Here is a 15352-nt window from a genome sequence, read left to right on the forward strand (position 1 = left end):
GTGTATAAGAGACAGGGCGTCGACTACCCGCCGGACGATCAGCTGGGGGCGCGCACGATCATCACCCGGGATCTGCGGAAGCCCTGCTGATCGTCGCGAGATCGTGCTGAACGCAGGTGGCTACTCGAACCTGTCCTGCGAGAACGCCCGACAGCGCTACAGCAGGCCGGCGACGAACGAAGCGGCCTGATTGGTCATGCCCGGTGTGTAGCCGGAGTGCGCGGAGAACATGCGCCCAGGCGAGCAGACCGGGTCGCCATCGGTGCACAGGTCGATGGTCTTGAATCCGTAGACCGGACTGTTGGTCAGCGGTTGCCCGATCTTGTTCGACGGGTTGCCGAACACCGCGATCGCCGCGACGTGGTCGGCGGCCTCGGGAGGCAGCGGCGCGGTGAAACCGAAGCCCGGCACCGGTGCCGCCGCCACGATGTCGATGATCGCCGCGCCCTGTGAGTAGCCGCCGAGGACCAGGCGGGTGCCCGGGCAGTTCTCCACCATCCACATGATGTGGCCGCTGGCGTCGTTGGCGCCGTCGGCGGCGCGGCCAAAGTCATAGCTGGCCGGGTAGTTGACCGCATAGGCGCCGACCGATCGGGACGTCCGGTTCCGCAAAGCGCTGACCAGGCCGTCGCCGACCCGACCCAGGCCCGGCGGCTCGCTGGTGCCGCGAGCGAACACCACCTCGACATCGGGGCAACCGTCAGCCGAGGCTGTCGGCGTCGATGATGCGGTGGGGTCCATTAGCAGCGCTGCGGCAGCGACCCCTGCCGCCAGGACGCGGAATGCCTTCATGGTGAACGATAGTAGCGAAAATAAGCCTTGATGAGCTAACTAAAACGGGTGGGTCCCGTCACGGCGCCAGCGTCGGCGCCGGGCCCGCAGCCCGCAGCCGGCCGGCGATGAAGTTCGCCGCCTGGCTGGTCAGCGCCGGGATGTAGCCGTCGGTGTGATCGGTCCACTCGTTGCCGGGGCCCTCGTGACAGATCGGGTCACCCGGGTTGCACAGGTCGAGAGCCTTCGAACCGAACAGCGCGCTCTGCACGCTGATCGGTCCGCCGGTGCGGTCGGCCGGGTTACCGAACGTGGTCACCGCCACCACCTGGTCGGCGTACTGAGCCGGCAGCTGGTTGCCCCAAGTGATGCCGCCGACCTGGGTGCCGGTCACGATGTCGATGACCGAGGCGCCCTGCGAGTAGCCGCCCAGCACCAGCTGGGTGTCCGGGCAGACTTCAGCCGCCGCCTTGACCCGCTTGATCACGTCGTTGGCGCCGTCGCCGCCACCCAGCTGCAGCCGGCCGGCGGGGTAGTTGACCGCGTACTCGTCGACCTTCTTGGAGGTCTGCTGGCGCAGCGAGTCGATCATGGCCCGGCCGACGCGGCCGACGCCCGGGGGCTCGCTGGTGCCGCGGGCGAAGATGACCTCGACGTCCGGGCAGTCGTAGGCGGTCGCCACCGGGACGACGCTCGGCGCTACGGCCGGAAGCGTCAGCAGTGCGCCTGCCATCAATGTCGCGGAAAAAATGCTGCTCAGCTGAACAAAACGCATACCCGAGATGGTACCGAAGCCCGAATCCGATACCGACGGGACTGTGGATGGCCGTATACGGCCGCACCGGTCTCACGAATAGCCTGTGGCCGAAATGGCCAGGCGATCGACGACGCAGCTTCAGCTCAGCGCGCACCGCTTCCTGGCCCGCCGGATGGAACGGGCGCTGCGGTGCGGGCAGGTCACGGGCGGCGCGGTCCCCGGTCGAAGCGCGCTGGCCCGGGGCTGGCTGGTGAGCATGGTCGTGGCCGTCGGCGCGATCCTGCTGGCCGTCGTACGGCCACAGCCGGTCCTGGGTGATGCGCCGATCGTGCTGGACCGCGCGACCGGGGCGCTCTACGTCCGCATCGGCGACACGGTGCATCCGGTGTACAACCTCGCGTCGGCGCGGCTGATCACCGGGGCGGCCGACCCTCGACCGGTGGACGGCAACGCGGTCGGCCGGGCCCGGCGCGGCGCGCCGCTGGGCATCCCGGGTGCGCCGGGCGTGCTCGGGGCGCCACTGCCGGACACGGTGGCGTGGTCGTTGTGCGAGGACTCGGCCGGCACCGTCCTTTTAGTCGGTGCCGATCCGTCCGGGCGCCTCGACCCACCGCAGGCCATACCGGTCAGCTCCGAAGCAGGGGCAACCTATCTGCTCCTCGACGGGCGGCGGGTTGCGGTCGACCCTGCTGACCCGCTGCTGGACTCCGCCGTGCCGAGACGGGTCTCGGCGTTGTTGCTCAACGCGATCCCCGAAGCCCCGCCGGTCGACCTTGGTAGGGCGGGCCCGTTGGTGGGCTCGGCCCCGGCCACGTTGTGCGTGCACTGGCGCGTCGACGAAGCGGCCGGGATCACCCTGTCGAGTGGGGCGCGTCTACCGGCGGGGGCGTCGCCGACCGCGCTGGCCCACGCCGACGGGTCTGGCCCCGCCTTGGACGGGGTCTATCTGCCGCCCGGGCACAGTGCCTACGTGCGGGCGGCCGACACCTCGGGTCACGCGGGCGGTGTCGGCTATCTGATCGCCGAGAGCGGGGTGCGGTTCACCGTCGACGACGACGATGCGGCGCGCAGGCTGGGACTGCCCGCAGTGGCCACCGGGGTGCCGTGGCCGCTGTTGGCCGGGTTGCCGGCCGGCCCCCGTCTCAGTCGTGACCAGGCGATGCTGAGCCGGGACGCGGTGCCCGGCCCGACAGCGCCCGACCGGTGAGGGCTGCCAGCAGCAACGCCAATAGGGCCGCCGTGCCGACGATCGCGGTGCGCAGCCCGGCTGGCGCGGCTTCGGCAGCGGGTTCGAGGTCAGGGGCGGGACGCGACAGAGGCGGGGCGGGCCGGGGCGGCTCGGCGGAGGTGGCCACGTCAAAGGTGAGCGCCGCCAACACGTCCACCACACCGGCACCGACGAGATCATCACGCCCGCCCGGTGGGTGATGGGCGGTGGCCCTGATCCGGTCCATCACCTGGTGCGGCGTCCACTGCGGAAACCTCGAGCGGATCAGCGCCGCCAGCCCGCTGACCACCGGAGCGGCGAAACTGGTGCCGCTCAACGGCGAGTCGTCGAGGGTATCGGCCAGCGCATCGCCGACGGTACTCAACGAGAGCACCGCTTCGCCGGGCGCTGCCACATCCACCCACGGACCGGGCAGGGTGAACGCCGAGGCGACGCCGCGCGAGTTCACCGAGCCCACGGTCAGCACGTAGTTGTCGTACCAGGCCGGCGTGACGATCATGGGTTCCTGGGCCCCGCAACCCTGGTCGGTGTTGCCGGCTGCTGCGACGACGACGCTGTTCTTGATCTCGACCGCGTACGCCAGGGCAGCGCCCAGCGCGCGGTCGTCGAGTCCGGTACGGGCGGGCCGGCAGGCCACCGTGGAGATGTTGATCACCGACGCACCCAGGTCGGCCGCGGTACGTACCGCCTTGGCCAGGATGTCGACGTCGCCGATACCTGCGGCGTCGCCGAGTGCCGCGAACCGGGTGCTGGACGCGCGGATGCCGATCACGGTGGCCAGCGGTGCCACGCCGCTGAACCCGTCGGTCACGGGATCCGCTGCGGCCGCGATGATTCCGGCGACCAGGGTGCCGTGTCCATCGCAATCCCGGGTGCCGTCGCCGGTGGAGACGTAGTCACCGCCGCCGATCAGTCCGGGTAGCCGCCGGTGCGGGGCAACACCGGTGTCGATCACCGCGACCCGCTGACCGGCACCGCGAGTGAGCGCCCAGGCCGCCGCCAGGTCCAGCCCGGCGAGCTGGGTCGGGGCCGCACCTGGCCCCAGCGTGCCCACCGCGCACACCTCACGTTGCACCGTTGGCCGCTCCGGCGTGGCCGGCGCCGGGGCAGGAACCAGGGTGCGGTCGACCGGCGGCGGTGTAACCGCGCTGGCCGGTGGCGCGGCCGCCGTCACCGCGATCGTGGCGGCCGCCAGTAGCCGAGCGATCCGGGTACGCGGCACGGCTCAGCCGATACTCAATCCGCGGGCCAGGCTGTAGAACCCGCACACCCAACACGCCAGCGGCGCCAAGGATCCGAGAGCCAGGCCCTCCATCACCTCGGCGACCCGCCGGATCAGCGGGGACGCGGTCGGAGCCGTGAAGCCCAGTCCGAGCGCCGTCGCGACAAGCATCACGGCCAGCGCCGCCGGCCATTGCGCCGTTGTGCTGCTTGCCGCGGCGAGCAGGCCGACCGCCAGTGTGGCGGTACCGCCGGCGATCAGCGCCGCGACCTGCACGCCGTCGGTGTGCGAGCGGGCGCGCAGTGCCAGCGCCATGCCGGCCGTCGCCGCGAACACTGCGCCGACCATGCGGGGCGCCCCGGCACCCGGTGATCCGGCGACCACCGCGGCAGCGCCCAGAGTCGCCGACGCCGCAGTCGCCGCAACCAATCCGGTCACCAGGTGGTGCGTCTCGGCTACCTGCGCCGGCACGGCTTGTCCTCGGCGGAACAACCCGGTGGCCGCGGCCGCCGCTCGGCCGGCGACTCGGAGCATGCCGACTCCGGCGACAACCGCCGCGGCTCCCGCCCGCGGCAGCGCAATTCCTGTCACCGCGACGGTCATTCCCGCGACGGCACCCAGTACCGCCAATCCGGCCAGGCAGCACAATGTGGTGCGCACCAACCCGTTGCAGCCACTCGGTGGGACGGCCATCAGGGCGACCGCGCCGGTGGCCGCGACGGCCAACAGCGCGTTTGGGGCGCCGGGGCCGCCCGGAGTCGCCACGAAGCCGGCCACCCCGGCCAGCCCGGACGCGGCGAGCGCAGCGCTGAGCCGGCAAGCCGTAGGACTCCATGGGCGCTCGATGTTGCGCACCGCGGCCGCCACCTCTTCGGCGGGATCGTCGAACGACACTTGTGGGGCCGGACATTCAGCGTGGCTCAACACCAGGGTGGCGCCATCGCGGATACCTTGCTGAGAAAGGGTTTTCGTGCCGTTTAGTGCGGCTCGTCCCGGCTCGAAGAGCCGATAGGGCCGCAGCGAGTCCGGGCTGGCTAGGCACGGCATCAGCTCGAGGACAGCCGCGATCAGAACCGCCACCGGCACCCTGGACGGGAGCGTCAGATCGGCGTGCGCATTAGCGGCGTGTACCGCTACCCGACGCAGGCCGGAATCCGGATCTGACACGGCACGTTCTCCTTTCGGCTTCGTTGCTCGCACGCTACTGATCCGGCTGCGGAGAGGATTGCGACTATCCACAGCCGACTTGCCGGTGAAATCGGCGGTGCCTACGGTGTGCCGATGACCGGTCCAGCGCCGACCGCGCTCCCACCCGCGTCGCCATCGCGGGATGAAATTGCGGTCGCTGCACCGCCATCGGTGCCGGACTCCGAGCCGCGGATGATTCTGGCCCGGTTGCTGCCCGCCGCTATGGCGGTGGGCATGCTCGTCGTGACCGCCGTCGCCTACCGCTCGGGCTCCCCGGCCGCACGTAGCCCGGTGTTCGCACTGTTCCCACTGATGATGCTCACCTCCGCGGTGACCGCCGTTGTCGCCGGGCGAAGCCACGGACGTGGCAACGACATCGACGAGGACCGCGAGAACTACCTGGCCTATCTCGCGGACTTACGGAAGTCTTTGGCAGACAATGCTGCGGCCCAGCGGGCTTGGGCGCTGTGGTCGCACCCAGAGCCGGACGCACTCTGGACGTTGGCCGGCGGGGCCCGAATGTGGGAGCGCCAGCTCGGCGACCCCGACTTCGGCTCGGTGCGAGTCGGGATCGGCCCGGCTGTCCCGGCCAGTCGAGTGGTGGCACCCTCGCGCGATCCGGTGCGCGGGGTCGATCCGGTGACCGACGCAGCGCTGCGCCGTTTCCTGGACACCTACGCTGCGGTGCCAGACGTACCTGTCGCGGTGACGGTGCTGGGACCTTCGCCGCTGCTGCTGGACGGCGACAGTGAACGGGCTCGCGGTCTGCTGCGCGCACTGATCTGTCAGCTCGCCGTGCTGCACGGGCCCGATGCACTGCTGATCGCGGCCGTGGACGGTCGGCGTTGCGGCGACTGGGATTGGCTGAAATGGCTGCCGCACCATCAGCATCCGTCGGCCACCGATGCCGGCGGGCCATTGCGCCTGAACTATCCCGGCCTGGCCGCCGCCGAAACCAGCCTGTCCGGCCGCCGGGCCATCGTGGTCAGCGACGACGCCAGCGGCCTTCGGGTGGCGGAGACAGGCGCCCGAGGTGAGGCGCGCCGCCTGCACGTGACCGCGACGGAGCTGCGTGACGCCGATGACCGCCTTGGCCGGCCGGACTTTCTGACCCTCGCCGACGCGGTGGTGTGTGCCCGGCGCCTGGCGGCGCACGGGCCCGTCGGCGCCGGGGACGCTCAAGGGTGGGCTCATCTGCTCGGCATCGGCGACATCGACCGCTTCGATGCACCGTCGGAATGGGCACGCGCATCAGCGCAGTCATTGTGCGTCCCGATCGGCACGGACCCGAGCGGAGACCCGGTACGGCTGGACATCAAGGAGGCCGCCGAGCACGGTAGTGGACCGCACGGGCTCTGTGTCGGAGCCACAGGTTCGGGCAAATCGGAGTTCCTGCGCACCCTGGTGCTGGGCATGGCGGCGCGGCATTCACCCGAGGAACTCAACCTGGTGCTGGTCGACTACAAAGGCGGCGCAACCTTTCTCGGTTTCGAGCAGGTCAACCATGTCAGTGCGGTCATCACGAACCTGGCCGACGAGGCGCCGCTGGTGGAGCGGATGCGCGACGCGCTGGCCGGCGAGATGCAGCGGCGCCAGCAACAACTGCGCGCCGCCGGGGCGCCCAGTATCGCCGGATACCGGCAGGTGCGAACGGCGCAGCCGCAGCTGCCGTCCCTGCCTGCACTGCTGGTGATCGTCGACGAGTTCGCCGAACTATTGCACCAGCAACCCGACCTGCTCGACACCTTTGTCGCCATCGGCCGGCTGGGCCGATCGCTGGGAATGCACCTGTTGCTGGCCAGCCAGCGGCTCGAAGAGGGCAGGCTTCGGGGTCTGGAATCGCATCTGTCCTATCGGGTGTGTCTCAAGACGATGTCGGCGGCCGAATCCCGGATAGTGCTGGGCAACGGCGACGCATACGAACTGCCCAATATCCCCGGAGCGGGGCTCTTGCGCACCGCAGACGGCACGGTGCGGCGATTCCAGACGGCCTACGTCTCCGGGATGTGCCCTGCTGTCCGGACTGATCCGATCGCGGTCCGCCCGTTCACCGCCGCGCCACTGGGCCCGGTAAGGGAAGCGGCCGATGCGGGCGGGCGCACCGTGCTACAGGCAATGCTGCAGCGATTGTCCGGGTACGGCCCGGCGGCGCGACCGATATGGCTGGCGCCGCTGGGAGATTCCCCAGCTCTGGGATCACTCCTCGACGCAGGCTACGCTGATCTGACGGTCCCGATCGGCATCGTGGATCGGCCTTTTGAGCAGCGTCGGACCGCCTTGTCGCTTCGGTTGGACGGCGGCGGCGGACATGTCGCCGTCGTGGGTGCCCCGCAGTCGGGCAAGTCGACCGCGCTGCACACCCTGATCGCGGCGCTGTGCGCCACCCACGATGCGACCCGGGTCGCGTTCTACTGCTTGGACTTCGGTGGTGGGGCACTCTCGGCGCTCCGAACCCTGCCGCACGTCGGTGCAGTCGCCGGCGTCGGGCAGCCGGACCTGGTCCGGCGGGTGGTTGCCGAGATGGAGGCGATCGTGGCGCGGCGCGAAGCCCAGCGAGCCGACCGCATCGCGGACGACGAACGCGTGGCCTCGGACGTCTTTATGGTGATTGACGGATGGTCGGCCCTGTGCCGCGAATTCGAGGTGGAGGCCAGGATTGTCGCGCTGGCCGCCCGCGGGCTGTCCTTTGGCGTGCACGTGATATTGGGTGCGTCGCGGTGGGCCGAGGTGCGGCCCGCCTTGCGGGACCTGATCGGCACCCGTATCGAGCTGAGGCTGGGGGATCCGGCCGAGTCCGAACTGGACCGCCGCCAGGCCCAGCGGGTGCCGCAGGGCCGGCCCGGACGCGGCCTGACCCACGACGGCATGCACATGCTGCTGGCCCGCCCGCAAGGCTGGGAACCGATGCGGCACCCGGACGGTGCCGTGGCACCACCGATCCGGCTGCTGCCGGCCGTCGTCGACCGGGCCGAGCTGGCCGCGGCCCCCGCTGGCCTGCCGGTTCTGGGCGTTGACGAACGCGGACTCGAGGCTGTTCCGATCGATTTCGGTCACCAACCGCACCTGCTCATCGTGGGCGGCAGCGAGTGCGGCAAGACCTCCGCGCTGCGAACCTTGTGCAGGGAACTGGTCCGATGCCACGCCGTCGGCCAGGCGCAGCTGCTGGTGGTCGACTACCGGCGCGGCCTGCTGGACGTCGTGCCTACCGGGCACTTGGCCGGTTATGCGATGTCGCGGCCGGCGCTGACAACACTGCTGCCGGAGCTGATCGACCGGCTGGCGATGCGGATGCCCGGTGCCGACCTCAGACCGCAGCAACTGCGCGCCGGGTCCTGGTGGTCTGGCCCGCACTTGTACGTGGTGGTCGATGACCACGACCTGGTTGCCGCCGGCACCGGCAATCCGCTGGCACCACTGCTGGAATACCTGCCGCACGCAGGGGATCTCGGACTGCACCTGATCGTGGCCTGTCGCAGCGGGGGAGCGGCCCGGTCGATGTACGAGCCGTTGCTGACCGCGCTGACCGATCTGGGCGCGATGACGCTGACGATGAACGGTTTGGCCGGCAGTGCCGCGGACGCCCCGTGGGGTCCGGTCCGCCCGGTGCCCCTGCCGCCCGGGCGCGGCACCCTGGTCACCCGGTCTGACGGCGAGCGGCTTATCCAGGTGGCTTGGGAGCCATGAGCGCATGTCATCGTGCGGTGATCGAGGCAGGTCCCGTATCGATTCGCCGATTATGTTGCGGCGGAGTGGAATCAGTCGACGCTGTAGCGGCGCTGGAGTGGATCGATGACCCGGTCGGACTGGTCGGCGGGCAACCGGTGTCGATGGCGGAGCTGCTATGCGACGTATTGGCCTGCCCGCTGCCTGGCGAGTCGATCGAGCTCATCCACCCATCCTGGTGGCCGGTTCGAAGGGTGCAACTGCTCACGGCGGCGGCGCGAGAGCTCACCGGCGAGGTCGTGACCCGTTCGCGTGCAACGCTACTGGCGTGTGCATTCCGCGCCGCGGTCGTGGTGGAGATCGCCGCGGTCCTGGTGGCCGTCACCGGAGCCGAAGGCGCTGATGTCGTTGCCGAGCCGCGCATCGGTTCCCCCGACGAGGTCGCCGACGCGGTGGCACACCGGATACGTGCGGCGGTTCGGGGTCACCCCGCAGTGGTCGTGATCGACGCACCGGCCGGGATTGGCGGGGCGGGGTTGCTCTCGGCGCTGATCGAGCAGCGGCTGCGGCCCGAGGTGCGGGTGACGGTGGTCGATCGGCTGCCGCCGATCCGCCGCGCCGTCGATCCGCCGGTCGCCGAACCGGCCCCTTCCGGTCGCCGGTTGTGGCTGGGCCCAGCCGCCCTGGTCGGCGGTGTGGTGGCGCTGGCCCTGCTGGCAGGTCACGCGGCGCGCCCGGACATCGAGAATCCCGTGACCTATCTCGTGGAAAGTCATGTGGCGGTGCAGGTTCCGTCTGATTGGGTGACGCGACGGGTGACGGATGGGCCAGGTTCGGCCCGGGTGGAGGTGGCGTCGCCCGGCGACCCGCAGCTGGTGCTGCACGTCACCCAGGCGCCCGCCGCCGGCGATACCCTGACCGCCGTCGCCGAACCGTTGCAGCGAGCACTGCGACGCGCTGACGCCGAGACGCCCGGGGTGTTCACCGGTTTCAACCCCGCCGGCACCAGCGCGGGTCGGCCTGCGGTGACCTATCGAGAGGTGCGCGACGGCCACCACGTCGACTGGGCGATCGTGGTCGACCGCGCCGTGCGCATCGGCATCGGATGCCAGAGCGGACCGGGTGGCGAGGCCACCCTGCGCGCGGTGTGTGAGCAGGCGGTGCGCTCTGCCCACGCCGTCAGCTGAGGGTCGATGCCGCCAAACGTCAAACGGGGGGATTTGCGCCACTGGCTGGGAGAGCTGCCGTGAGTCCGGCCATTCGGACCACAGGCCGGCCGGTGGACAATGCACGCAGGCCAGCTCCTCAGCGTCGTTGGGCCTAAATCACCGCCCCCACCAGCATGAGCGGTGCCAGGCCGATCAGCGCCGCCAGTGGTTCGCCGATGGCGGCCAGCGGGTCGCCGGCAGCCAGCTGGGTTTCGAACAGGTTCCAGGCGACCTGGGGCAGGGTGAAGAACAGGGTGCTGCCCATGTCGATGGGCGGCAGACCGGTGTGGGTCAGCGACAGCTCCTGGAGGCCTTCGGCGTACCAGTTCGCGGCGCCGGCGAGGAAGGTCGACAGATAACTCGTGATGTCCTCCCACGACCCGTCGAGGTTGAACGCCGCGGTCGCCGAGTTCAGCAGTGGCCCCAGCACGTCGGACATCGTTTTCGGTGAGATCAGCTGGTAGTTCGCGGGATCGATCAGGTCCTGGTAGGCGTCGGTGAATCCCTGCAGCACACCGTTCCACAGCGCCTCGGGCACCTGGTCGAGGATGCTTTGGTCGGGCAGGAAACCCATCGGGGTGGCCACATCGGCGTAGCCGGGCGACCAGCCGTTGTCGATGCTGCCGTAGCCCAGGTTCACCAACACAGACAGCGCCGGCTGCAGCAGGTCGGCCAGCGGATTGCCGAACACCGGCAGCAGCCGAAGCGGGGCCAGCAGCGGCAGGCTCGGCGACTCGATCATGTAGTAGCTGGTCAGGCTGTCGGGATCCAAGGTCGGCAGCGGCACGGCGTTGCTGATCTGCTCCGGCGTCAACCCCAGATACGCGACATGGTTGAAGAGGATGCCCAGATACGCGTTGAGGTCGGCCAGCAGATTGATCGGGTATTTCGGGAAGTCGGCGAAGCCGTCGTACTCATAGGTGTAGACCGAGGTCGGCGACACATCCGATGGGGCGGCGCCGGAAAACGTCAGCCCCAGGTGTACGGCGTCGGGGTTATCGCCGAACGGGACGGCGAACCGTTCCAGCAACCCGCCGTTGGGGTTGTTCGGGTTGCCCAGCAGCACGAAGTGCACATTCGCGGGATCAATGCCCTCCTGCTCCAGTCGCGCCATCAGCAGCGAGTCGATGGAGGCGCTCTGCGAGTAGCCGCTCACCACGACGGGGTTGTCGGCGCTGACTCCACCGGTCGCGATCTGCCGCTGGATCGCCTCTTCGATGATCTGCATGCCCCGGGCTGTCGAATTGTCGAACGTCATGCTGAACGGCCCGGTGAACGGATACAGCGACTGCGGTGTGGTCACCGGCAGAAGGTCGCCGGTGAAGCCATGTGGTTGCAGGTACAACCTGTCGAACGCGTTGAGCCAGCCCTGGCTGGGGGTTGCGACGAAGCTGGCGCCCATGATCAGGGCGGTGCCGTCCCCGAGCGAGGATCCAGTGCCGGCTAAGAGCACCGGCGCCGATGTTGCCGCTGGTTGCACCGGCGGAACGACCAGCGCACCGGCGCCGGTGATGACCAGTCCAGCGGTGAGACAGACGCCCAGAGTGCGTTGCATTTCCCCTCCTCGATGCAGACGACGGGCCCACGCCGCAGTCAGCTCAAGGCTTACGGTCCGCGTTCCGCATTTATGTCATCCAGGCGGTGGCTCTAGAAGCGGAATGCGCAGAATCGACGCCGGGTGGAGGCCCACGGTCGAGGGAACCGAAGCCAGCCGAACGCCGTCGAACTACATATCAGCGCGACTCGATCGCGGCCGCCGACGGCAGGAGACGATGTGAGCACACCCGCAGCCACCAGCACACTCAGCGCCGACTTCGACGTCATGCGCGCCGTCGCGGCGGCCACCGACGCCCGCAACGAGGAGATCCGCGGGATGCTGCAGGCGTTTGTCGGTCGAATGCGGGCGGTGCCGCCGTCGGTGTGGTCGGGCCTGGCGGCCGCCCGGTTCCAGGACGTCGTGGACCGCTGGAACGCCGAATCCCTGAAGCTGCACCACGCGCTGGCGCGCATTGCCGAGACCATCCGCCACAACGAGCGGGCGCTGCGCGAGGTCGCCCAGGCCCACTCCCACCACATCGCTGCCGCCGGCGACGGAATCTGAGCGGAGACCCAGATGGATGCCGCATTGTCGTACAACTTCGACGAGATCGAATATGCCGTCCGCCAGGAGATCCACTCCACGGCCGCCCGGCTCAACGGGGCCCTGGAGGAGCTGCGGTCGCAGATCGCCCCCCTGCAGCAGGTGTGGACGCGGGAGGCGGCCGGTGCCTACCACGCTGAACAGCTGCGATGGCAGCACGCGGTCAGCGCGCTGAACCAGATCCTGTTCGACCTTGGCGGCGCCGTCCGCGACGGCGCCGCCGACGTTGCCGACGCCGACTGTCGCGCCGCGGGAGCTTGGGGGAGGTAGGAGAGGCCGCCCCTAACACGGTGTGGCCCCGGAGGATGGAGAGCCGACGGGGCCACACCGGCTCCCACGCCGGCGGTCACCGTTTTGACCCCCGCGGATCGCCGCCGGTAAGCTGCACCGTTGGCGTGCGGTGCCTAGTGGCACAGCGGGTACTCGGGTCAATGTCGGTCGCCGAGAAATCACCCCGCGTTCACGCCGGACCGGCACCCGGCTCGCTCCGGGATCCGCTAGAACCGGGAACGCCCGGCTCGAGTAAAAGAAGAGGTAAGCGCTGTGCCCACCTATGCGCCGAAGGCGGGTGACACCACACGTTCGTGGTATGTCATCGACGCCACCGACGTGGTGCTCGGCCGGCTCGCCGTTGCGGCAGCAACCCTGCTGCGCGGCAAGCACAAGCCGACATTCGCACCGAACGTTGACGGCGGTGACTTCGTCATCATCATCAACGCCGACAAGGTCGCCATCAGCGGCGACAAACTGCAGAAGAAGATGGCTTACCGCCACTCGGGCTACCCGGGCGGGCTGCGCAAGCGCAGCATCGGTGAGCTGATGGAGACCCGTCCCGACCGCGTCGTGGAGAAGGCGATCCTCGGGATGATCCCGCACAACAAGCTGGGGCGTCAGATTCAGCGAAAGCTGCACGTCTACGCCGGCCCGGTGCATCCGCACACCGCTCAGCAGCCGATCCCGTTCGAAATCAAGCAGGTGGCGCAATGACCGAGACCGCATTTGAAGGTACCGAGGCCATCGACGAGGCCGCCGAGGCCTCTGAGGCCAGCGCGGTTGACGAGACCGTAGAGGTGCACGAAGAGGCCGCGCCGGCTTACCAGCCGCACGACCTGGGCCGTCCCATCCAGACCGTCGGCCGCCGCAAGGAGGCCGTGGTGCGTGTGCGCCTGGTGCCCGGCACCGGCAAGTTCAACCTGGACGGACGCACCCTGGAGGCCTACTTCCCGAACAAGGTGCACCAGCAGCTGATCAAGGCTCCGCTGGTCACCGTGGACCGGGTGGACAGCTTCGACGTCTACGCCCACCTCGACGGCGGCGGCCCCTCCGGCCAGGCCGGTGCGCTGCGGCTGGCGCTGGCCCGCGCGCTGATCCTGGTGCAGCCCGAAGACCGTCCGGCTCTGAAGAAGGCCGGCTTCCTGACTCGTGACCCGCGGGCCACCGAGCGCAAGAAGTACGGTCTCAAGAAGGCCCGCAAGGCTCCGCAGTACAGCAAGCGCTGATCTGCGATTGCATTCTGGCAGCGAGTTGGGGGTGCCTTCCGCACGCGGAAGGTGCCCCCGGCTTGCGTTTGAGGGTGCGTGTTTTCGGTCCGATACCGGCGTGTCGGGCCGGAGACACGCGCGCTCGCGGCGATAAAGGATAGTTATGGGTCGACTTTTCGGCACCGACGGCGTCCGCGGGGTTGCCAACCGCGAGCTGACCGCCGAGCTGGCGGTCGCACTGGGCGGCGCGGCGGCCCAGCGGCTCGCCACCGGTACCGGTCGCCGGGTGGCCGTCGTCGGCCGTGACCCGCGGGCCAGCGGAGAGATGCTGGAGGCCGCGGTCATCGCCGGGCTGACCAGCCAGGGCGTCGACGCACTGCGCGCCGGTGTGCTGCCGACCCCGGCAGTGGCCTATCTGACCAGCGCGTATGAAGCCGACTTCGGGGTGATGATCTCCGCCTCGCACAACCCGATGCCGGACAACGGCATCAAATTCTTCGGCCCGGGTGGACACAAACTCGACGACGCGACCGAGGACCAGATCGAAGACCTGGTGGCCGCCGGACCGGGCTTGCGCCCGATCGGCGCCGAGCTGGGCCGGGTGGTGGACGCCAAGGATGCGCTGGACTGCTACCTGCGGCACCTGACCGAAACCCATCCCACTCGGCTGGACGGCCTGACCGTGGTGGTGGACTGCGCGCACGGCGCGGCATCGGACGCGGCGCCGCGGGCTTACCGGGCCGCCGGGGCCACCGTGATCACGATCAACTCCGATCCCGACGGGCTCAACATCAACGAGGGGTGCGGCTCGACGCATCTGGAACCGGTGCGCGCCGCGGTGCTGCACCACGGCGCCGACCTGGGCCTGGCGCACGACGGTGACGCCGACCGCTGCCTGGCCGTCGATGCCGCCGGCAATGTGATCGACGGTGACGCCATCATGGTCGTGCTGGCACTGGCCATGCGTGACGCCGGAGAACTGGTCGACGACACCCTGGTGGCGACCGTGATGAGCAATCTCGGGTTGCACCTGGCCATGCGCGAGGCCGGGGTCACCGTGCACACCACCGACGTCGGCGACCGCTACGTTCTCGAGCAGTTGCGGGCCGGAGGATTCACGCTCGGCGGTGAGCAGTCCGGTCACATCGTGCTTCCCCAGGTGGCCACTACCGGTGACGGCATCATCACCGGCCTGCGTTTGATGGCACGAATGGCGCAGACCCGGACTCCGCTGGCCGCCCTGGCCTCGGCGATGCGCACGTTGCCGCAGGTGCTGATCAATGTCGAGGTCACTGACAAGGCCGAAGCGGTGGGCCGCCCCGCCGTGCGTGACGCGGTGCAGCGTGCCACCGACGAACTCGGTGCCACTGGACGAATCCTGTTGCGACCGTCGGGAACCGAGCAGCTCGTCCGCGTGATGGTGGAAGCCTCCGATGAGGAGACGGCGCGCCGGATCGCGGCAGATGTCGCCGACGCGGTACGCACTCGGAACTGAACCCGCGGTTCAGCGAATCTCGGGGAACCAGGGAACCCGTCCAACGCTGTCGCCGTCATACCCGTATGGGACGACAACAGCTCTACCTCGACGCCGCCGCGCTGCGGTCGGTGGCGGACCATTTCGATGCGACCGCGTCGGCCATTGATACGGCTTCCGGCATCCGGTTGGGCGGGTTGCTGTCTCTTATACACATCTC

General features: G+C 69.6%; 13 protein-coding genes. 8 read left to right on the forward strand and 5 right to left on the reverse strand.

The genetic code is table 11. The annotated features are described in order from the left end of the window. Positions 1-156 precede the first annotated feature (156 nt). Both LI94_RS15895 and LI94_RS15900 read right to left on the reverse strand, forming a co-directional pair. The gene (locus LI94_RS15895) at positions 157-792 is read right to left on the reverse strand and encodes a cutinase family protein (RefSeq protein WP_024443774.1); all 636 of its coding nucleotides are present in this window, start codon (positions 790-792) and stop codon (positions 157-159) included. 58 nt (positions 793-850) lie between these two features. Next, complete coding sequence (locus tag LI94_RS15900; protein WP_343252072.1) at positions 851-1504, reverse strand: cutinase family protein; 654 nt, start codon at positions 1502-1504, stop codon at positions 851-853. Positions 1505-1640: 136 nt separating this feature from the next. Between LI94_RS15900 and eccB the strand changes: the two genes are divergently transcribed. Further along, the gene (gene eccB, locus LI94_RS21920) at positions 1641-2735 is read left to right on the forward strand and encodes a type VII secretion protein EccB (RefSeq protein ID WP_082105783.1); all 1095 of its coding nucleotides are present in this window, start codon (positions 1641-1643) and stop codon (positions 2733-2735) included. On the opposite strand, the gene mycP is transcribed toward eccB, so the two are convergent. Beyond that, complete coding sequence (gene mycP, locus LI94_RS15910) at positions 2671-3963, reverse strand: type VII secretion-associated serine protease mycosin (RefSeq protein ID WP_231384354.1); 1293 nt, start codon at positions 3961-3963, stop codon at positions 2671-2673. The genes eccB and mycP overlap by 65 nt on opposite strands. An 18-nt stretch (positions 3964-3981) precedes the next feature. Beyond that, positions 3982-5145 carry an EsaB/YukD family protein gene (locus LI94_RS15915; RefSeq protein ID WP_192830986.1) on the reverse strand — a complete coding sequence of 388 codons (1164 nt, stop codon included), beginning with the start codon at positions 5143-5145 and terminating at the stop codon, positions 3982-3984. 114 nt (positions 5146-5259) lie between these two features. On the opposite strand from LI94_RS15915, the gene eccCb reads away from it, so the two are divergent. Both eccCb and LI94_RS15925 read left to right on the forward strand, forming a co-directional pair. Then, positions 5260-8850, forward strand: a complete 3591-nt coding sequence (gene eccCb / locus LI94_RS15920) for a type VII secretion protein EccCb (protein ID WP_046301784.1) — start codon at positions 5260-5262, stop codon at positions 8848-8850. Beyond that, positions 8847-10016, forward strand: a complete 1170-nt coding sequence (locus LI94_RS15925; protein ID WP_046301785.1) for a type VII secretion-associated protein — start codon at positions 8847-8849, stop codon at positions 10014-10016. Before eccCb ends, LI94_RS15925 begins: the two co-directional genes overlap by 4 nt. Before the next feature lie 133 nt (positions 10017-10149). Here LI94_RS15925 and LI94_RS15930 read toward each other — a convergent pair whose 3' ends face one another. After that, a complete protein-coding gene (locus LI94_RS15930) occupies positions 10150-11592 on the reverse strand; it encodes a PE-PPE domain-containing protein (RefSeq protein ID WP_046301786.1) in 1443 nt (480 codons plus the stop codon). Positions 11593-11811: 219 nt separating this feature from the next. Here LI94_RS15930 and LI94_RS15935 point away from each other — a divergent pair, with 219 nt between their 5' ends. From LI94_RS15935 to glmM, 5 genes are all read left to right on the forward strand, one after another. Then, a complete protein-coding gene (locus LI94_RS15935) occupies positions 11812-12138 on the forward strand; it encodes a WXG100 family type VII secretion target (protein WP_024443782.1) in 327 nt (108 codons plus the stop codon). Between the two features lie 12 nt (positions 12139-12150). Further along, the gene (locus LI94_RS15940; protein ID WP_024443783.1) at positions 12151-12447 is read left to right on the forward strand and encodes a WXG100 family type VII secretion target; all 297 of its coding nucleotides are present in this window, start codon (positions 12151-12153) and stop codon (positions 12445-12447) included. A gap of 273 nt (positions 12448-12720) precedes the next feature. After that, entirely contained in the window at positions 12721-13164 is a 444-nt protein-coding gene (rplM, locus tag LI94_RS15945) for a 50S ribosomal protein L13 (protein ID WP_024443784.1), read from the forward strand. Beyond that, entirely contained in the window at positions 13161-13676 is a 516-nt protein-coding gene (rpsI, locus tag LI94_RS15950) for a 30S ribosomal protein S9 (RefSeq protein ID WP_024443785.1), read from the forward strand. The genes rplM and rpsI overlap by 4 nt, the downstream gene beginning before the upstream one ends. 145 nt (positions 13677-13821) lie before the next feature. Continuing rightward, a complete protein-coding gene (gene glmM / locus LI94_RS15955; protein ID WP_046301787.1) occupies positions 13822-15153 on the forward strand; it encodes a phosphoglucosamine mutase in 1332 nt (443 codons plus the stop codon). Positions 15154-15352: the final 199 nt, after the last annotated feature.

The sequence above is a fragment of the Mycobacterium sp. UM_Kg27 genome, from assembly GCF_000972905.1.
In the GTDB taxonomy this organism is placed as follows: domain Bacteria; phylum Actinomycetota; class Actinomycetes; order Mycobacteriales; family Mycobacteriaceae; genus Mycobacterium.